Genomic DNA, 19,758 nt, shown 5'->3' on the forward strand with positions numbered 1-19,758 from the left:
ACTATTTACTCCAATAATAATCTTTTAAACCATTAGCTAATTCAACAGTCTTCATCCAACCAAGCTTAGATAATCGATCATTATTACCTACCAAGAAGTTTGCCTCTGTATGATGCGACGACATTAAATCCAAAATCTTATTAGGAGAAGCTGACATTATTTTTGCAAGCAAACACACAACTTGACGAACCTTTTTAGGTTCTCCTGAAGAAATATTAAAACTTCCTGAAGCATTATTCTTACATATTGTAACTAAGGCACTGGCAACATCAGTTGCATGAAGAAAGTCACGATAACTATCTCCACTGATAGGGAAAGGTTTTTGTTTACCCTCAAATACTTTTGCTAATGACGGCAAAAGTCGACTTGCCTTTTCACCTTTTCCATATGGAAAGAATAAACGTCCCCATGCCAATGGTACATTATACTTTTTACTGATATTTCTACAAATCTTATGGGTTGTATCCTTAGCAATTCCATAAATAGTAGAGGGGTTTTTTGGCGTAAGACCTTCAATACAAAAGCCATATTGCCAATCATACTCAGCACATGTACCCGCAATAGTAACATGTTTACCGCCTTCTTGACAAAAAGCCTCAATTAAACTTGTTGTTGCCTTTATCCAATCAATATTCAATTTTGATGACCAATATTTGCCGTGCTCAACATACCAAGCCAAGTGAATAATATGTGTAACCTTTGCTTTTCTAATAATTTTTGAATAATCCCTAATATTAAGTAAATCTAACTGAATATGTTTATGGCTATAATCCTTTAGTACACGACTAACTGTTATAAAATCTATTTTTTCTGATATGAGCTGATTAACTAAATATTGTCCAACAAAACCAGTAGCTCCAGTGATTAATATCCGCATTATCTAATCCTTACGGAAGGTACAAAAGTTACAAATTTCCCCCCATGTTCTCTAATAAATTTATTCTGTTGTATCACTTCTTCTGAAATATTCCATGGAAAAATAACAACATAATCTGGTTTTGCATCTCTAAGATGATCTGGTGACAGTACTGGTATGTGGCTGCCTGGTAAATAGAGGCCTTGCTTAACTTTTTGTGCATCACAGACAAATGAAAGCAAATCAGGCTTAATACCAGCATAGTTAAGAAGCGTGTTTCCTTTAGCTGCAGCGCCATAGGCAACTACTTTTTTGCCATTTCTTTTTTTTTGTATAAGAAAACTTATAAAATTATCTTTTATCATATCAGCGCAAGACTGAAAGTTTAAGTAGGTTTCTAACTTCTTTAAACCTTGTTTGGATTCTTTTTTTAACAATTCATCCACCGAATATTCAGTCTTGCGAGAGTTATTATAATGACAGCCATAAATACGTAAACTTCCACCATGAGTATTCAGTTCTTTTACTCTAAAAATTCTGAGACCTACTTTTAAAAAAATTTTCCTAACTGTAAAAAGGGATAGATAAGAAAAATGTTCATGGTATATGGTGTCGAATTGCTTTAATTCAGTTAAGCGCATCAAATGAGGAAATTCTAAAGTAATTACACCATCCGGTTTTAATGCTGCTTTTAATCCTTTAGTAAAATCGTTAATCTTTGGTACGTGGGCATAAACGTTGTTACCTACAATTAAATCTGCCTGCCTCCCCTCAGAAAAAAGTTTTTTTCCAAGAGATTCGGTAAAGAATTTTCGAAGAACGGGTATATTTAATTTTTCAGCAGCATCAGCAGTACTATCTGTAGGCTCAATACCTAAGCAAGGTATCCCAGCTTCAATAAAATTTTTTAGAAGATAGCCGTCATTACAGGCTATCTCAATAACATGGCTTGAAGTGTTTAGATTAAGATCTTGGATTATTTTTTTAGTATACCGCTTAGCATGCAAAAGCCAACTACTGGATGTACTAGAAAAGTAGGAATATTTTGCAGTAAAAAGAGACTTAGCATCAGCATAATCTTCTGTTTGTACTAACCAACAATTATCACATATTTTGACTTTAAGAGGTAAATATTTCTCTGGAGAAGCCAAATCTTTTTCACACAGATATGCATTAGAAGGGGGAGCAAAGCCAAGATTGATAAAAGTATGTTGCAAGACTTTTCTACAGTGGCGACAATTCATTGTATATGGATTCCTTTAAAGTCTTTTTTTAGAAAAAGATGAGTTTTATCGCGCTGAGATCGATAAGTAATAGCAGTTGGCCATTTGATTTTTAAAGCAGGGTCTAACGCATTCACGGATCCTTCACTTTCTTTGTGATAGTCAGCGTTATGAATATATATCATCTCACAGTTGATTGTCAAAGTCTGAAAGCCGTGCGCAAAACCTTCGGGAATTAAGAAGCTTTTATTATTTTTATCAGTAAGCAGAACTTCATGATAATGCAAGAATGTTCGTGAACCTTGTCGCAAATCAACTGCAACGTCCCAAACCTTACCCTTCAAACAAGTTACTATTTTTGTCTCAGCGTAGGGAGAATATTGAAAATGAAGACCTCGAACGGTTCCCTTCTTTTGAGTAAGGGTACGATTTATTTGCCTTATAGTTTTACCTCCCATAAATTGACCTAATGATTCTTGACAAAAAAATCTTTCAAAAGACCCACGCTCGTCCCTAATAGGCAAGCGTTCAATCACTTTAAGGCCTTCAATAGATGTTGGCTTTAAAACAAATTTATTCATAACTTTTCGTATGCCTTAATTTGCTCTATGGATATCTCAGCCATTGATTGATTTTTTTTCCATGATTGATGCCAATCTAATGTTTTAGCAAGAGCAATTTCTAATGGCCAACGAGGTTTCCAACCAAGTTTAGTCTTTGCTTTTGTACTATCTAATTTTAAGAATCCTGCTTCATGTAATTTTATAGAATCATCTACTACCCAAACACTTTTTGGTATATTTTTGCAAAGATGTTCTACAATCCAGGAAACTGCTTTTGTATCTGATTCTAGTGGACCAAAATTCCAAGCTTCAGCAAATTGTTCGCCATTCAGTATAAGTTTCTCTGCCAACATTAGATAACCAGAAAGAGGTTCTAAAACATGTTGCCAAGGGCGAACAGAGTTAGGTGAACGAATACGTAACGTTTTACCAGTATCTATAGCCCTAAAAAGGTCAGGAATTAAACGATCTTTCCCCCAATCTCCACCACCAATTACATTTCCTGCTCTTACGCTTGCAAGATGAGTTCCAGATTCCATAAGAAATGATTTTCGGTAGGAAGATGAAATCAGTTCTGCACATGCTTTGCTACTTGAATATGGATCATGCCCACCCAAGCTATCGTTCTCACGATAGGGCCAAAACCATTCTTTATTATCATAACATTTGTCTGTAGTAATATTAACAATCGCTTCAACAGTTTCAGCTTTTCGCACTGCTTCTAAAATATTGACTGTACCGATAATATTAGTCGTAAAAGTTTCAAGAGGTGAGTTGTAAGACTCACGAACCAATGACTGGGCAGCCATGTGAATTACAACTGATGCTTTAGATGAATACATTGATGATATTAATTTATCTAAATCTCTAATATCGCCAATCGTAGAGCTCTCTATACGATCCTCCAGCTTAATTTCTGAGAAAAAATTTGGATTAGAAGGCATTTCAAGCGAATAACCATGAACTTTTGCCCCAAGCTCAGACAACCAAAGAGCAAGCCACCCTCCTTTGAAGCCTGTATGACCAGAAAGGAATACTGACCTATTTTTCCAAAAAGCTTGTTTCATTTCCACACCTTCCAAGGAGCTCTATTGTCTACCCACAACTGATTGAGCATGTTCTTCTCTCTGAGGGTATCCATAGGTTGCCAAAATCCTGAATGCTTAAAAGCAGACAGTTGATTTTCATCAGCAAGAATTGGAAGAACATCATTTTCCCAACTTGAATGATTACCATTAATCTTATCAAGTATTTTTGGAGATAACACAAAAAATCCGCCATTTACCCAACCACCGTCTCCGTCTGGTTTTTCCTGAAAACTATTAACATCATCGTTAACTCCAATCTTAAGTGCACCATAGCGTCCTGGTGGACGTGTTGCTGTTAAAGTTGCTAGTTTTTTGTGTTTCTTATGAAATGCAATTGAACCTGAAATATCAACATCACTGAGGCCATCTCCATATGTAAAACAAAAATTATCTTCATTTTTTAAATAATTTGTAATACGTTTCAGACGTCCGCCTGTCATCGTATCCTCACCAGTATCTACTAGGGTAACCGTCCATGGTTCAGAATTATTTTGATGAACTTGCATTCTATTTTTTTTCATACAAAATGTTACATCAGACTGATGTAGAAAGTAATTTGAAAAATATTCCTTTATTACATATCCTTTATATCCACAACAAATCACGAAATCAGTTACTTTATGAAATGAGTAATGTTTCATGATATGCCAAAGAATTGGCTTTCCACCAATTTCAATCATTGGTTTTGGTTTAAGATGTGTTTCTTCCGATATACGAGTTCCAAAACCACCCGCCAGTATAACTGCTTTCATGATATCTCCTCAAATTCCTTTAAAATAAAATAACAACAAGTCTTATGCAATATTGTGTCAATATAAACAACTTTGAATGATATAAACTTATTATTATAATTTAAATTAATTTTTGCTTCACATAAATTTTTAACTAGTTTTTTTTAACCATAATCTAGCTAGGGGCAATTTAACAATTAATTATTTATATTATCTTTAAGATACCTTTAATACTAGGATTGCATTAAATTTTAAATCTATCCAGATTAGGATCGCTAGAAGTCATAATTTAAATAAGTTATGTTTCATATATTCATGAAATGTCAAATGGAGCTCAGAAGACCAAACAGGTAATTCTATATTAAGTGCTTTTTCTAACTTTGAGATAGTTAAACGTGAATTTAATGGGCGTCTTGCAGGTGTTGAAAATTGTGAAGTTACAATTGGATTAATATTTCTTGGATCTAACTTAAAGCTTTCACCAGTCTGTAAAGCTAAAGCGAGAATATCTTTTGCAAAATTGTACCAACTTGTTTCACCTCTTGATGATAAATTATATAAACCTGTTTTAAGCTCAGTTTTAATACTCAAAGCAGTTAGTTGAGCAATTAGTCTAACAGTTGTTGGTGCTCCAAATTGGTCAGCAACTACATCAAGTTCTTTTTTACTCTTAGCTAGAGTAATTATCTTGTTCATAAAATTATTTCCAGAAGCGCTATATACCCAACTAGTTCGAAAAATAAGATGCTTACACCCACTTTGTTGAATCGCTTGATCACCCTCAAGTTTAGTTTGGCCATAGACATTTAGAGGGCCTGTAGGACTATTTTCATCCCAAGGCTCAGTACCACCACCTGGATATACATAATCAGTACTGTAATGTATAACCTTTGTGTTATTTGTGAAAGCATATTCTGCGATCTGCCTTGATAAGTCAGTGTTAAGTCTCCTAGCAATAATTTCGTTTTCCTCAGCTGCATTAACGTCAGTCCAAGCTGCAGCATTTACGATTAAATCTGGATTTATTTTTTTGAGACTGGCCTCTACTATTTCCTTTTTTGTTAAGTCGAGTAAATAACGATCTGGAGCAAGTACCTTTCCTAAAAAAACAAGTGAACGCTGAAGTTCAAATCCGAGCTGACCTCTTCCTCCCAACAAAAGTATTTTCAATTTTCACATCCTGAATTTTTAATTTGGAATTTATTGTTGTGGTTCTGAAAATCATATAATTTCAAATTGTCAATATACCACTTTACAGTTTTATGAATACCTGTATCAAAAGTTTCTATCGGCTGCCAACCTAGTTCTTGTTTTATTTTGTTAGCATTAATAGCATAACGCTTGTCATGGCCTGGGCGATCATCAACGTAATCTACCAAGCTGTGATAGGGTATATTAGAAGGGACTAATTTCTGGAGAATGTTACAAATCGTCAAAACAACTTCAATATTTTGTTTTTCATTATTGCCGCCAATATTATATGTTTCTCCTACAACTCCTTCGTTAATAACCTTATATAAAGCTCGAACATGATCCTCAACATAGAGCCAATCACGAATTTGATCTCCACTTCCATAAACCGGCAATCGCTTTCCACTCAAACAATTTAATATAATTAATGGGATAAGTTTTTCTGGATAGTGATAAGGTCCGTAGTTATTCGAACAATGAGTAATAAATGAGGGTAAACCATAAGTGCGCAACCAGGCTCTAACCAAGAGATCTGAACTTGCTTTGCTTGCAGAGTATGGATTACTGGGTGAATATGCATTAGTTTCTTCGAATAAATACAGATTAGCGTCTTTTACATTTTTGGGATGAGGTAAGTCACCATAAACTTCATCAGTACTGACATGGAGAAAACGGAAATCTTTTTTTTTCTTTTCTTTTAACTCTTGCCAATAAAAGCGAACAACCTCTAGCAAGGTATAAGTTCCAATTATATTAGTTTCAATAAAAGAATATGGGTTATTTATAGATCTATCTACATGGCTTTCAGCTGCTAAATGCATAACCATGTCAGGCTTATGTTCTGCAAATACGCGCTTAAGCTCTATCTTATCACAAATATCTATCTTTTCGAAAAAATATCGAATTGAACTATCTACCTCCGGCAAATTTTTTAGATTACCTGCATAAGTCAACTTATCAACATTAACTACGCTATCTTGAGTATTTTGGATAATATGCCGAATTAGAGCAGATCCAATAAACCCAGCGCCACCAGTAACTAGTATTTTTTTAGTGTCCATAACAATTATAAAACTTTTTTTAATTTAATTTTTCAATTTTTTCCACATCTAATATGTTAATTTAAATTAACACAAAAGCATTAAACATAATATGCTTTATACCATTTAACAAATTCAGTTATACCTTGGCGAACGGTAGTTTTAGGACTAAAGTCAGTGAGGGCTTCAAGAAGGCTAACATTACTATGTGTTTTGTGAATATCACCATCTTGCATGTCCATAAAATTTTTTTTAGCGTTTTTTTGTAATACTCTTTCTAATTCTTTTATGTAGTCAAGTAAATTCACTGGTTGAGAATTTCCAATGTTAACTACTCTGAACGGAGCCACATCAGAAATGCTGTCATTTTTAAAAATAACTTTTCTACTATTTGGCTTTTTTGGAATTTTAGTAATTAAGAGAAAAATTGCTTTTACTAAATCACTTACATAAGTAAAATCCCTAACCATATTTCCTTTGTTATAAACATCAATTGGTGTGTCTGCTAAAATATTTTTGGTAAATTTGAATAAGGCCATATCTGGCCTACCCCAGGGTCCATAAACAGTAAAAAATCGAAATATAGTGGTTGGAATATTGAATAAATGCGAATAAGAATGAGCCATAATCTCGTTTGATTTTTTTGTTGCCGCATAAAAAGACATTGGCGTACTAGTTCTTTGATTTTCATTTAATGGAAACTCTTTGTTACTTCCATAAACAGAAGATGTAGACGCTATCAATAAATGTTTAGGACTATATTTTCTTGAAATTTCTAGAATTTGAAAAGTTCCAATTAAATTAGATTCTACATAAGAAAGAGGTTGATCTATAGAATATCTGACCCCAGCTTGGGCTGCCAAGTGTACAACAATACTTGGTTTATGTTTAGAAAAAATTTTTTCTAATAATTTTTCATTTTGCACTAAACCTGTGTAATTTTGAAAGTTCAAATTTTCATTTAATTTAGCTAGTCTTGCTTTCTTAAGATTAACATCATAATAATTAGTCATAGAATCCAAGCCAATGACCGTCCAATCACAAGAAAGCAAGAGACTACTTAAATGAAAACCAATAAATCCTGATGAACCTGTAACTAAGGCAGTATTGTTGATAGCAATTTCTCCTATAATTAACAAAATAGTAGTCTTATTTAAATATTTTTAAACTATATTAGATCACATAACAATTCTTATTATATTTCTTATAACCAACCCAATAAATTATATGAGAACAGCATAAAATACCGTTACTTTATCTTATTACATATCAGTTGATTTTATGTTGATATATAATGTTTTTATTTCGTCTTATTTACGGGAGTAAATATCTTCATATCTAATTATATCATCTTCACCTAAGTAATCCCCTATTTGCACCTCAATTATTGTTAATAGTTCATTTTCATGGTTTTCTAGACGATGTATTGAGCCTAATGGGACATAGGTTGACTGTCCTGCACCTATCACTTTAACACTTTCATCAATAGTAATAACTGCTGATCCTTCAACAACTACCCAATGCTCTGAGCGATGTTTGTGACTTTGTAAACTTAGAGCTGCCCCTGGCTTTACACTAATTCTTTTAACTTTAAAACCTGACCCCTTGGATAAAATTTCGAACGATCCCCATGGACGATAATCCTTTGTAAACATTTCTGATTGAGAAATATTTTTAGATTTTAAATATTCTACTACCTTTTTTACGTCTTGACTTTTATTTTTATTAGCAACTAAAACCGCATCTGCCATGGAAATAGCTACTATATCTTGTAGACCCAAACCAACAATTTCCTGACTATTAGTATCTGATCGCAACAGAGTATTTTTGCAATCTATTGCATGTGCATTTTGGGATAAAGCGACCCCATTATCATCTTGTTTAGATTCTTGCCAAACAGAATCCCAATTACCTAAATCTGACCAACCGGACAAATATGGAATAGCTACTAGATTTTTTGCTTTTTCCATTATGGCATAATCTATACTTATTTCTTTTAAATTACTCCAGTAACCTCTATCAAGCTTTGTAAAAGACAAATCCTCTAAGGATTTATCTACAGATTTAACTACTTTTGATATTATATCTTTTGCATACAATTCAAAGGCACTAATCATATCCTTTGCACGAAACATGAAAATTCCAGAATTCCAGAGATAGTTGCCTTCGTTGATCATTCTTTGGGCAAGCATCAAATCAGGTTTTTCAATAAATTTCAATACTTTGGATGGGCCTTGGCTACTAGATTTTTTTAATTTAATATACCCATATCCAGTCTCAGGATATGATGGACTTATTCCAAAGGTAACTAATTTTCCATTTTCTACTTCTTTAAGTCCGGTTTTAATTACTTGATGAAATTTTTTGGTATCGTTGATGACGTGGTCAGTAGGAGTGGCAATGATAACTGCATCATTCTTATCCTTATGTGCAAAAATTGTAGCTGCAATAATTGCAGGTGCAGTATTTTTGGGCTCAGGCTCAATTATAATTTTTCCAGGATTTATTCCAACATCTTGCAATTGCTCCCTTACAATAAACCTGAAATGAGAATTAGTAACAATTATATGCGGATTAAATTTTAAACCATCATACCCTAAAACGCGTTTTGCTGATTGCTGAAATAATGTTTCATTTGCTGTTAATTGCATAAATTGTTTAGGATAACTTTTACGTGATGATGGCCAAAGACGAGTCCCTGAACCTCCAGCTAATAATATTGGCGTTATGGTAGTCATATAAAAACATCCCTCGGACTATAAAAGACACTATCTTGAAGTGCCTAATTAATCAATAACAACCCAACTATTTGTTTTCTAAAATTAAAAATACTACTTTGTTTACCATACATTTTTAAAAAATTATCATGAAAGTAATAACTTATTAAAATTGTAAGTATTGAATTTATAATTTTAGTAGTGCTATAAACTTATTATTATTAATTTAATAGTTCTTTATTTCAAAGGATTAATAGATGCTTATAAGCACAAATGTAAAATTACTAGTTGTTCACTGCTCTGATACAGATAATGAAGAAGATTTAAGCGCTTTAGATATTCATAAAATGCACCTTAATTTTGGTTGGGATGGTATAGGTTACCATAAAGTAATTTGTAGATCAGGAAAAATTGAAAATGGTAGACCAGAGTATTGGGTGGGCGCTCATGTAAAGGGTAAAAATGATATAAGTTTAGGTGTATGTTTAATAGGGCGTGACTGTTTTACCAAGCTTCAATTTTTATCCTTAGAAAAAATCTTAAGGAAATGGAAATTTTTACACCCTCATGCAAAAATATTAGGCCATCGTGATAATGGTAACACAAGTAAAACATGTCCAAATTTTGATGTAGGTATTTGGTGTAAAGATAAAAATTTATGAATGTTATTAAGCCATCTATTCCAATGAGATCTAAACCTAAAGAAACATCAAGTTTAGAAACAGAATGTCTGTTTGGAGAAACTGTAAATATTTTAGATGAATATCTAAATTGGTATTATTGTAAACTTTTAACTGACAATTATTGCGGCTGGGTCCAAAAAAAATATTTAGGTGAGACAATAAAGTCTTCACATAGAGTGGTTTCTAACAGAACATATCTTTTTAAAGAAAATGATATTAAATCAGGATGTGTCAATTACTTACCTTTAGGTTCACAAATTTATGTAAGCGATTTTGACGATATCTGGGCCAAAGTTTACCTTAAAAGTAATACAAAACAGAAATTTGCTTACGTACCAAAGAAACATATAATTAAAAATGAAGACAAAATTGATGATTGGGTAAGTATAGCAGAAAAATTACTCGGAACTCCTTACGTTTGGGGCGGAAGAAACTCAATAGGTTTAGATTGTTCTGCTCTTCTTCAACTATCTTATCAAACTTATGGTGAGAATATTCCCCGAAACTCAATCGATCAATCCTTACTTAGCAAAGAAATAATACACAACAATGAAAAGCTCAACAGGGGGGTCGTTATTTTTTGGGAGGGTCATGTTGGAATAATGGTAGATGAAACCTATTGTGTTCATGCAAATGCTTTTCATATGGAGGTATCAAAAGAACCACTAGTAAAAATTTTAGAACGAACGGGTAAAAACAATCCAATAATCAAAATTATGAATTTTAATTAATAAAATTAATTAATTTATTTTTTCTAAGTCTAAGCTTTTCATTTGTAGGAACCATTTCATTCATCATCCCATTTTTCACTCTCCCCATTTTAACCATTACCATAGAAGAAATAACATTAAGGCATATTTTTTGGGCTGTCCCAGCCTTAAGCCTAGTAGAACCTGCTATAACTTCAGCTTTTGTATTAAGAATAATTTTATGGTCACCATATTTTAAAATCTTACCATAAGGGTTATTACTTATTGCAATAGTAAGCGCATTCCGATCTTTAGCTTTTTCCAATACTTTGCATGTAAACGGAGTATTACCACTAGCAGCAACACCGATGACGACATCTTCATGACAAACCAATTTATCTTCTACATTTTTTTCCGCTGAATATGTATCATCTTCAGCATTTTCAACGGCTTTCAATAACGCATTAAAGCCACCAGCAATAATAAAATCTAAACGTTCTGTTGGCCAATTAAATGTTGGAAACAATTCAACACCATCTTGCACACCTATTCTAGCAGATGTTCCCGCTCCAGCATAAATCAATCTACCTGTTGAGCCTAACGTTAATTGCTTATAAATAGCATCTATGGCATGCTCGATTGACTTGATTGATCTTTTTACTTCCAAAGCAGCATCTTTTTGCTCTTTAATCATTAGAGATAATCCATGGGAAAGACTTAAACGATCAATTGGTTTACTTTTGTGATATAAGAGTTCGGTTTTAGGTATATTTTTAAACATAATTAATATTATATAATTTAATTAAAAAGGTAAAAATTAATTTTGCATTATCCTTTCTTAAATATTATCGGCCTAATGACAGGAACCAGTATGGATGGTATTGACATAAGTTTGGTAAGAACTAATGGCATAGATTTAAAAAGACTAAATAAGAACTTTTATTACGGATATAGTTCTGAAACTAAAAAATTTATAGATGATAAATTGAAAAAAAATATAAATATTAATTTAAAACAAAAGAATATTTTAGATGAATTTATCACAAAAGAACATTATTCAGCTTTAAAAGATTTAGATATTGTTCGAAGCTGTGATTTAATTGGTTTTCACGGTCAAACAATCTACCATAATCCTAAAAAAAAAATTTCCATACAATTAGGTAATCCAACAAAATTGGCTAGGATGTTTAACAAGAATGTTATTTTTGATTTTAGATCTAAAGACCTTGAGTTAGGTGGACAGGGAGCTCCATTAGCACCAATTTATCATCAATTTATAATTAAAGAATTTAATTTAGAACTACCATCTTGTATTTTAAATATAGGTGGTGTTTCAAATTTAACCTACTGGGATGGCAATAAATTAATTGGCTTTGATACTGGACCAGGTAATGCATTAATGGACAATTATATGTCAATTATTTCAGATAAATCCTTCGATGAAAATGGCACTTTAGCCTCAAAAGGAATACCAGATAAAAAACTAATAAAAAAATTTCTTAATGATGATTTTTTTAAATCCCCACCTCCAAAATCACTCGACAAGCACTCATTTATAAACTTTTATAATGAATTACTAAAAAAAATTTATTCTAATGCTGATTTGATGGCTACTTTGGCTGAGCTAACCATTGAGTCTATTGTTTCTAGCTTTAAATTTTTGCCTCATAAAGTTAACAGTATTTTAATTACTGGTGGGGGGTATAGAAATATACACTTAATGAACCGCTTAGAAGATAGATTAAGATTAAAAATTACAAATGAAAAAAAATTAGGTATTGATTTTGATTATATTGAATCTGAGTTGATAGCTTATCTGTCCGCGAGGTCTATTTATAACCTTCCAATCACCTTTCCAACTACTACTGGAGTTTTAAGCCCTCTATCAGGAGGCAAGCTATATAATTATCTATAAAAAACCGTTTTGGTTATCAATATGAAAAGGTCTTACTTTAAGAGAAGGAGGTAAGATTTCTCTTATGTCTGTAAAAGGAAACGATGGTGAAAAACTATATGCTTCTGCATATTTACCTTGTGGTGCATTACATTGAGCAGCTCTGTAAGAATTCATCAATTTAGATAAGTCTACAAATCTTTGAGGACTTTGACTATTATGTCTTAGTATTGCTTCTTTTTTCTTTTCAAAATGATCAGTTATATCGAAATAATAATTCGGCTGAAAATTTATTCCCATCAAAGTATCACAATATAAAATAGGTATATAATGACTTACAGAATTACTTGTTAAAAGTGATAATGAACGATGATCTGCGTGATAATCAAGTTGCGAATGGGTAATAATCAAATCTGGCATAATATTTAAGACATTTTCTTTAATTATTTTTTGATGAATAGGGTCTTCTCCTAACTCACTATCTGGTAAATTTAAAAAAATAGGTGTAGATAAATCTTTTAACCCCGCAGTAGTTTCCTTTGCTCTTTGCTTGGTTAATAAACCATCTTCCTGAGAGCCTCCTTTTGCACCATCTGTGGCAATCATTGTAAACACTTGATTACCTTCATTTTTATAAATACAAACTAAACCATACATAAAAATTTCAATATCGTCAGGGTGAGCTCCCAGTGCTAAAATTTTCATTATATTTTTCTCCTAATTTGGATATTATGGTATTCCATAACAGATGAAAATATCAAATGAAAAAAAATAAAGATAAAAATAATACAACGGGTTATATAGAGGGTTATTATGGTAATCTGTTAAGTTGGGAAAATAGGAAGCTTATAATTAGTTCACTCCAAAAAAATAGGATGAATACCTATTTTTACGCACCTAAAGAAGATGAGTATCATAGATTAAATTGGAGAAAAAAATATGATTTGGATTGGCGAAAAAATTTTCGTGATTTTACAAAATTTAGTAAAAGAAATAATATAGATGTTATAGCAGGCATAGCTCCTGGATTAGACTTTGATTTCAAGAAGTTCAATAATAAAACAAAAAATAAAAAAAGTTCTGATTATACTTTACTCTATAATAAATCAAAACAATTACTAGACGATGGAGCGAATTCCATAGCACTATTATTAGATGACATTCCAGAAGATTTTAAAAATAAATTTGGTAATAAAATTTCAGAAGGAACTAGTCACGGCAATCTGGCTAATATGCTATCAAAAAGTTTAGGTAAAAATATTTACTTCGTACCTAGAATATACGCAGATGAATTGATTGATGATGAACCTAATTATTTAAAAGATCTGAGTTTTGTATTAGACTCAAAAATTAAAGTATTTTACTGTGGTAAAAATGTTGTTTCAAAAACTTTAACAAATTATTCAAAAATTAAAAAAGTCTTAAGTAATCAGATAGTACTGTGGGACAATTATTATGCTAATGATTACTGCCCAAGACGTTTTTTTATAGGACCTTTCATTGGAAGAAAGAAATTGAATAATATAATGATAAATCCAACTGGCCTAATTAATACAGACTTAATAATTTTAGACTTAGTAGCTAGCAATAGAAGCAATAACACGTTTATAAAAGAATGGAAAAAAATACTAAGATCTCATGGAGTTCCTGTCATTTTTGATAAAATAAAACAATATTTTTTTAAACCTAATTTTGGCTCTGACCCTTTGCCAAATACATTAAGCGCAAATATTACACATATTGAAGCAATAGATTTTCTTTTATGGAAATGGAAAAGCGATTTATCACGAGAATGGTATCCTTATTTATTTATTTTAAAGCATGATTTACAACTTAAATTAAATATTTTAACCTCTGAACGATTAATAAAAACACAAACCATACCTCTATCCGAGTACGTCATAAAAAAATTAAATAAAGGAGAATTAAAATGAAAAGAATTGGATTTGTTGGCTTAGGTAATATGGGCTCAAAAATGGTTATAAACCTTTTACAAGCAAATTATGAGGTTATTGGTTACGATATTAATGAGAAATTCATAGATAAACTTATACCTAATGGTATACATAAAGCTTCTAGTTTAAATGATATTACAGATGATGTTGATGTAATAATCACTATGCTACCTAATGGAGAAGTTGTTAAGAAAGTCTTCGAAACTATTATAGGTAAGTTAAAACCAGATACTTTACTAACTGATTGTTCAACTATTGACGTACAAACAGCTAAAGACTTACACAAAATGTGTAGTGACAAAAATCTTTTATCACTCGACGCACCTGTGTCAGGTGGTGTAGGTGGTGCTGAAAAGGGGACACTAACCTTCATCGTAGGGGGAAATGAAAAAGCTTATAACCTAATGTTACCCTTATTTGAGGTTATGGGTAAAAAATCTGTATTATGTGGGCCTGCAAGTTCAGGACAAGCAGCAAAAGCTTGTAACAACATGTTATTAGCAACTACAATGATAGGGGTAGGAGAAGCCTTTAATCTGGGAGAAAATTTGGGCCTAGATCTAAAAAAATTGTTTGATGTTTTATCCACTTCTACTGGTAACTGTTGGGCTATCAATACATATTGTCCTATTGAAGGCGTAGGACCTAACAGTCCTGCTGATAATAATTTTCAACCTGGATTTTCAGTAAATCTAATGCTTAAAGATCTCACTATAGCATTGAAAGCTATAAAAGACACAAATACTCTAGCGCCTTTTGGAACAAAGTCGCAGAAAAATTTTAAAAGAATGGTTGATGATAAAAAAGGTGAGCTAGATTTCTCTGCAATTGTGAATTTTAATAAATAAAGCTATTAAAAAATAGCTTTATTTATATTTAGTTAATTAAATTAATAATGGTGCAATAACTAAACTTACTATAGCCATAACATTAATTAAAATGTTCATAGAAGGACCAGATGTATCTTTTAAGGGATCACCGACAGTGTCACCTACTACAGCCGCTTTATGAACATCAGACCCCTTGCCTCCAAAGTTGCCTTTTTCTACAAACTTCTTTGCATTATCCCATGCACCACCAGCATTAGACATCATTAGAGCCATCATAACACAGCATATAAGTGCACCACCCAACATACCACCAAGGGCCTTTGGGCCCAATAAAAAGCCAATAATAACAGGTGATAAAACTGCAAGGGTTCCAGGTCCTATCATTTTTCGTAATGCTGCTCTTGTGGCTATGTCAACACACCTTGCTGTATCAGGCTTTGCTTTACCTTCTAATAAGCCAGGTATTTCTTTAAATTGTCTTCTAACTTCTTTAATCATATCAAAAGCTGCGTCACCAACAGCTGTCATAGTCATTGAACTTACCAAGAAAGGAAAAATACCACCTAAAAACATTCCACATAGAACTAATGGATCATTAATAGCTAAAACAAAACTTTCATCCTTACTTGAAATTTTTTCAATATAAGCGCTTATCAAGGCTAAGGCTGCTAATGCTGCTGCACTTATTGCAAACCCCTTACCAATGGCTGCTGTAGTATTTCCAACTTCATCTAGAGAATCTGTTATTTCTCTTGTTTCTTTACCCATTTCAGACATCTCAGCAATTCCACCTGCATTATCTGCCACAGGACCATAGGCATCTATTGCCATAGTAATACCAACAGTACTTAACATGCCAACTGCAGCGATACCTACACCATATAATCCAGCGTAAATATTTGAGATAAAGATAATTACTACTATTGTTAAAACTGGAATAGCAACTGATTGCATACCAGTAGCTAAACCAGATATCATAACAGTAGCTGGGCCAGTTTCACCATCTTTAGCTATTTTCCTTACTGGACTACCACCTGTGTAGTATTCAGTTACTAATCCAACAACAATTCCACCAACAGATCCCACTAGTACCGCAATCCAAACACCTGATGAAACACCCATAAAATTAATCAAGAAATATGATGCTATAACAAATATTACTGCAGATCCAATTGTACCATATCTAAGGGCAGTTTCTGGGCTTTGAGAAGAGAAAATCTTTACAGTAAGTATACCTAATAGTGAACATATCAAGCCTAGAGATGCCAAAGCTAAAGGCATGAATTGTAACATATATTGACTGCCACCAAGATTTGTAATTGTGGCACTTGTCATCGAAGCTGCAAGGGCAATACAGGCTATCATCGATCCACAATAAGATTCAAAAATATCTGATCCCATACCAGCTACATCGCCAACATTATCACCAACATTGTCAGCAATTACTGCAGGGTTTCTAGGATCATCTTCTGGGATGCCAGCTTCGACTTTTCCAACCAGGTCAGCACCAACATCTGCACTTTTTGTAAAAATACCTCCTCCAACTCTTGAAAACAAAGCAACAGATGATGCACCCATTGCAAAACCTTCAATTGCATGTATAGTTTCAACATTTCCTGCAAAATAATAAAATAAAATACCAATTCCAAACAAGCCCATAGCTGCAACAGTAAGACCCATAACCGAACCGCCAAAAAAGGCAATGTTCAAAGCTTCAGCAGCACCTTTGTCTCTAGCAGCTACAGCGGTTCTAACATTAGCTTTAGTAGCAGCATACATACCTATAAACCCTGCAATGCCAGAACACAAAGCACCAAGTAAGAAAGAAGCGGCAGTTTGCCATCCTAAAGAAAAGTAAAGGGCTGCAATACAAATTAAACAAAAAATAGCTAATCTTTTGTATTCAGCAGACATAAAAACCATGGCACCAAGATGAATTTCGTCACCTATTTCTTTAACTCGACCATCGCCTTCAGGAGAAGACTTAACCTTCAGATATACTGCATAAGCAGACAATAAGCCTAGAAGGCCAAGGGCAACTGATAATAGAGAATATGGCATAAAAACCTCATTTATTAAAAAAAATTAACTTTTAATTTGAATAGTGCAATCTGTAAAGTCTTATATTCTTAAATATTACTATTTTATTCGAATAAACACATCACTTTTAAGATTTTTAATTAGAAAAATTAAATCTCTTTTCTCTAATGCAATGCAACCAGCTGTTGACCTGAAATCTTCAAAACTACAGTGTACAAAAATTGCACTTCCTTTATTTTTAATTGTTGGATTTATGTTATGAGAAATTTGAATAAATATGTCGTATGCATTATCTTCTCTCCACAATTTTTCAAATCCAGTTTTTGGTGAAGTAAGATTATTAATGTTTAAATATTTATTGTAATATTTACTTCTAATATCATCGCACCATCCACAATATTTTGTAATCTGGTTAATTTTTAGAATATTTTTTTTCTTAGGTTTTGGTCTTAAAATTCTATCAGGTCTATAATATAATTTTTCTAAACGCCATTTTCCAATTGGTGTTGTTTTATCACCTTCTACTTTTTTTGCTACGTTTTCAAAACCTCCTGTACCTATTTGACATCGAAAAACTTTATTACCAGCTTTTAGAAAATATTTTTTATTAAGATTTATAATTAACCAATTTTTATGCATACGTAATTATATATAATTTGATCAAACAAAAAACATATATTTTTATGGAAAATAGAAGTAATATTAAAATAAATTTTGAATTGTTTTTATTATGATAGAAAAAAAACAAAGCTGGATAGAGTCAATTTTAGTTTATAAAGACATAAGAATGTTAAGGATTTTACTTCTTGGTGCTATAAGTGGTTTTCCATGGGTCCTGATTGCTAGTAGTTTAAGTCTTTGGCTAAAAGAAGAAGGGTTGAGCAGATCTACTGTTGGTTGGGCAGGCTTAATTTTTGGGGTCTACGCATTTAATTATTTATGGGCACCAATAATAGATAAATTTCAAATACCTCTATTAACAAAAAAACTAGGCCACAGAAGAGGATGGATAGTTTTAATGCAATTTGTAATTTTACTAAGTTTGATAGTCTGGAGTTTTATAAACCCAACACAAAACTTAGCTTTATTAATTACTGTTGGATTAATTATTGCTATAGCTTCAGCAACACAAGACATAACTGTTGATGCTTTAAGAATTGAACAAGTCAATGAAAATGAAGGTAAAGCTATGGCAGCTGGCGCTGCAATGGCAGTAGTTGGTTGGTGGACTGGTTATAAACTCGGCGGTGTTGTAGCTTTATTTACAGCAGAATATTTTGAAAATATTGGTTTTGCTAATTACTGGCAATTAACTTTCTTAATTCTAGGGGCTATAATAATTTTAATGAATATTGGTTTGATGTTTGTTCATGAGCCTATAGAAACTGATAAACATGCAAAACAAAAAGAAATAGATAAAATAATCGAAGGAAAACTAGGGTCTAATAACTTTATAACCTACTTTTTAGCATATATCACAGGAACTATAGGTGGTCCTGTAGTTAGCTTTTTTAAAAAAAATGGGTTTGCCATAGCTTTAGGGATATTAGGCTTTGTTTTTTTATTCAAAATTGGGGAAGCATTTCTTGGGCGTATGTCTGTTGTTTTTTATAAAGAAATTGGATTTTCTAAAGGAGAGATTGCCATTTACTCAAAAGGACTTGGTTGGATTACAACTGTTGTTTTTACTTTATTAGGTGGTGTAATGGCAATGAGGGCTGGAACAGTAAAGACGATGTTCCTTGCTGGTGGATTAATGGCTCTAACAAACCTTTTATTTGCAGTTTTGGCTTGGACAAAAAAATCTGAATTATTGTTTGCGATTGCTGTTGTTGCTGATGATATTACAGCGGCATTTGCAACAGTAGCATTTGTTGCATTTATTTCATTATTAGTTGATAGGACTTATACTGCAACTCAATATGCTTTGCTCGCTTCAATTGGTACTGCTGGCAGAACAACTCTTGCCTCGTCTTCAGGAGCGCTTGTAGATTGGCTAAATGGAGATTGGGGAACTTTTTTTATTTTAACTTCAATAATGGTAATTCCTTCATTAATTTGTTTATGGTTTATAAAAAATAAAATAAAAATTAGTGCAATATAATTATTATTAAATTTGTTCCTTTATAAGTCTTTGTTAGGACTTATAATATATCACAAATTTTTCTTTTCAGTTGTCTAATTTTACTAGTCACAATATTAATGCTTGTTTTAAAAAATAAACAATTTAAATACTAATACAAAAAAAGAATTTATTA

At 32.3% G+C, this 19,758-nt stretch carries 19 protein-coding genes; 6 read left to right on the forward strand and 13 right to left on the reverse strand.

Annotation, left to right across the window (positions count from 1 at the left end; all coding sequences use genetic code 11):
* Position 1 precedes the first annotated feature (1 nt).
* The 9 genes from ABXT66_RS10310 to ABXT66_RS10350 all read right to left on the reverse strand — a co-directional run bounded on the left by ABXT66_RS10310 (position 2) and on the right by ABXT66_RS10350 (position 9,430).
* Positions 2-877 (reverse strand): NAD-dependent epimerase/dehydratase family protein, encoded by an 876-nt coding sequence (locus tag ABXT66_RS10310; RefSeq protein ID WP_443643424.1) that lies wholly within the window; start codon positions 875-877, stop codon positions 2-4.
* Positions 877-2,100 (reverse strand): methyltransferase domain-containing protein, encoded by a 1,224-nt coding sequence (locus ABXT66_RS10315; protein WP_443643425.1) that lies wholly within the window; start codon positions 2,098-2,100, stop codon positions 877-879. The genes ABXT66_RS10310 and ABXT66_RS10315 overlap by 1 nt, the downstream gene beginning before the upstream one ends.
* Entirely contained in the window at positions 2,097-2,660 is a 564-nt protein-coding gene (locus tag ABXT66_RS10320) for a dTDP-4-dehydrorhamnose 3,5-epimerase family protein (RefSeq protein ID WP_443643426.1), read from the reverse strand. The genes ABXT66_RS10315 and ABXT66_RS10320 overlap by 4 nt, the downstream gene beginning before the upstream one ends.
* Entirely contained in the window at positions 2,657-3,709 is a 1,053-nt protein-coding gene (gene rfbG / locus ABXT66_RS10325) for a CDP-glucose 4,6-dehydratase (RefSeq protein WP_443643428.1), read from the reverse strand. Before rfbG ends, ABXT66_RS10320 begins: the two co-directional genes overlap by 4 nt.
* Positions 3,706-4,482, reverse strand: coding sequence for a glucose-1-phosphate cytidylyltransferase (gene rfbF / locus ABXT66_RS10330; RefSeq protein ID WP_443643429.1), 777 nt, complete (start codon positions 4,480-4,482; stop codon positions 3,706-3,708). Before rfbF ends, rfbG begins: the two co-directional genes overlap by 4 nt.
* Before the next feature lie 261 nt (positions 4,483-4,743).
* Positions 4,744-5,631: a dTDP-4-dehydrorhamnose reductase gene (gene rfbD, locus ABXT66_RS10335; RefSeq protein WP_443643430.1), complete on the reverse strand. Its 888-nt coding sequence runs from the start codon at positions 5,629-5,631 to the stop codon at positions 4,744-4,746.
* On the reverse strand, positions 5,628-6,713 hold the full coding sequence (rfbB, locus tag ABXT66_RS10340; RefSeq protein ID WP_443643431.1) for a dTDP-glucose 4,6-dehydratase: 1,086 nt from the start codon (positions 6,711-6,713) through the stop codon (positions 5,628-5,630). Before rfbB ends, rfbD begins: the two co-directional genes overlap by 4 nt.
* 80 nt (positions 6,714-6,793) lie before the next feature.
* Positions 6,794-7,831 carry an NAD-dependent epimerase/dehydratase family protein gene (locus ABXT66_RS10345; RefSeq protein ID WP_443643432.1) on the reverse strand — a complete coding sequence of 346 codons (1,038 nt, stop codon included), beginning with the start codon at positions 7,829-7,831 and terminating at the stop codon, positions 6,794-6,796.
* 171 nt (positions 7,832-8,002) lie between these two features.
* The gene (locus ABXT66_RS10350) at positions 8,003-9,430 is read right to left on the reverse strand and encodes a mannose-1-phosphate guanylyltransferase/mannose-6-phosphate isomerase (protein WP_443643433.1); all 1,428 of its coding nucleotides are present in this window, start codon (positions 9,428-9,430) and stop codon (positions 8,003-8,005) included.
* Between the two features lie 236 nt (positions 9,431-9,666).
* On the opposite strand from ABXT66_RS10350, the gene ABXT66_RS10355 reads away from it, so the two are divergent.
* Entirely contained in the window at positions 9,667-10,071 is a 405-nt protein-coding gene (locus ABXT66_RS10355) for an N-acetylmuramoyl-L-alanine amidase (RefSeq protein WP_443643434.1), read from the forward strand.
* Entirely contained in the window at positions 10,068-10,823 is a 756-nt protein-coding gene (locus tag ABXT66_RS10360) for a C40 family peptidase (protein ID WP_443643435.1), read from the forward strand. Before ABXT66_RS10355 ends, ABXT66_RS10360 begins: the two co-directional genes overlap by 4 nt.
* Here the strand turns inward: ABXT66_RS10360 and ABXT66_RS10365 are convergent.
* The gene (locus tag ABXT66_RS10365) at positions 10,816-11,562 is read right to left on the reverse strand and encodes an N-acetylmuramic acid 6-phosphate etherase (protein ID WP_443643436.1); all 747 of its coding nucleotides are present in this window, start codon (positions 11,560-11,562) and stop codon (positions 10,816-10,818) included. The genes ABXT66_RS10360 and ABXT66_RS10365 overlap by 8 nt on opposite strands.
* A 42-nt stretch (positions 11,563-11,604) precedes the next feature.
* Between ABXT66_RS10365 and ABXT66_RS10370 the strand changes: the two genes are divergently transcribed.
* Positions 11,605-12,696, forward strand: a complete 1,092-nt coding sequence (locus ABXT66_RS10370; RefSeq protein ID WP_443643437.1) for an anhydro-N-acetylmuramic acid kinase — start codon at positions 11,605-11,607, stop codon at positions 12,694-12,696.
* On the opposite strand, the gene ABXT66_RS10375 is transcribed toward ABXT66_RS10370, so the two are convergent.
* Positions 12,691-13,380, reverse strand: a complete 690-nt coding sequence (locus ABXT66_RS10375) for a PIG-L deacetylase family protein (RefSeq protein ID WP_443643438.1) — start codon at positions 13,378-13,380, stop codon at positions 12,691-12,693. The genes ABXT66_RS10370 and ABXT66_RS10375 overlap by 6 nt on opposite strands.
* 56 nt (positions 13,381-13,436) lie before the next feature.
* On the opposite strand from ABXT66_RS10375, the gene ABXT66_RS10380 reads away from it, so the two are divergent.
* Together ABXT66_RS10380 and mmsB are read left to right on the forward strand one after the other, a co-directional pair.
* Positions 13,437-14,609 carry a beta-N-acetylglucosaminidase domain-containing protein gene (locus tag ABXT66_RS10380; protein ID WP_443643440.1) on the forward strand — a complete coding sequence of 391 codons (1,173 nt, stop codon included), beginning with the start codon at positions 13,437-13,439 and terminating at the stop codon, positions 14,607-14,609.
* On the forward strand, positions 14,606-15,478 hold the full coding sequence (mmsB, locus tag ABXT66_RS10385; RefSeq protein ID WP_443643441.1) for a 3-hydroxyisobutyrate dehydrogenase: 873 nt from the start codon (positions 14,606-14,608) through the stop codon (positions 15,476-15,478). The genes ABXT66_RS10380 and mmsB overlap by 4 nt, the downstream gene beginning before the upstream one ends.
* Positions 15,479-15,514: 36 nt before the next feature.
* Here the strand turns inward: mmsB and ABXT66_RS10390 are convergent, their stop codons facing one another.
* Both ABXT66_RS10390 and ABXT66_RS10395 read right to left on the reverse strand, forming a co-directional pair.
* Positions 15,515-17,521: a sodium-translocating pyrophosphatase gene (locus ABXT66_RS10390; RefSeq protein WP_443643442.1), complete on the reverse strand. Its 2,007-nt coding sequence runs from the start codon at positions 17,519-17,521 to the stop codon at positions 15,515-15,517.
* A 78-nt stretch (positions 17,522-17,599) separates the two neighbouring features.
* On the reverse strand, positions 17,600-18,139 hold the full coding sequence (locus ABXT66_RS10395; RefSeq protein ID WP_443643443.1) for a L,D-transpeptidase family protein: 540 nt from the start codon (positions 18,137-18,139) through the stop codon (positions 17,600-17,602).
* Between the two features lie 91 nt (positions 18,140-18,230).
* Between ABXT66_RS10395 and ABXT66_RS10400 the strand changes: the two genes are divergently transcribed.
* Entirely contained in the window at positions 18,231-19,604 is a 1,374-nt protein-coding gene (locus tag ABXT66_RS10400) for an AmpG family muropeptide MFS transporter (protein WP_443643444.1), read from the forward strand.
* Positions 19,605-19,758: the final 154 nt, after the last annotated feature.

It is taken from the genome of Candidatus Levibacter sp. Uisw_134_01 (genome assembly GCF_047717795.1).
Classification (GTDB): domain Bacteria; phylum Pseudomonadota; class Alphaproteobacteria; order Puniceispirillales; family Marisalimonadaceae; genus Marisalimonas.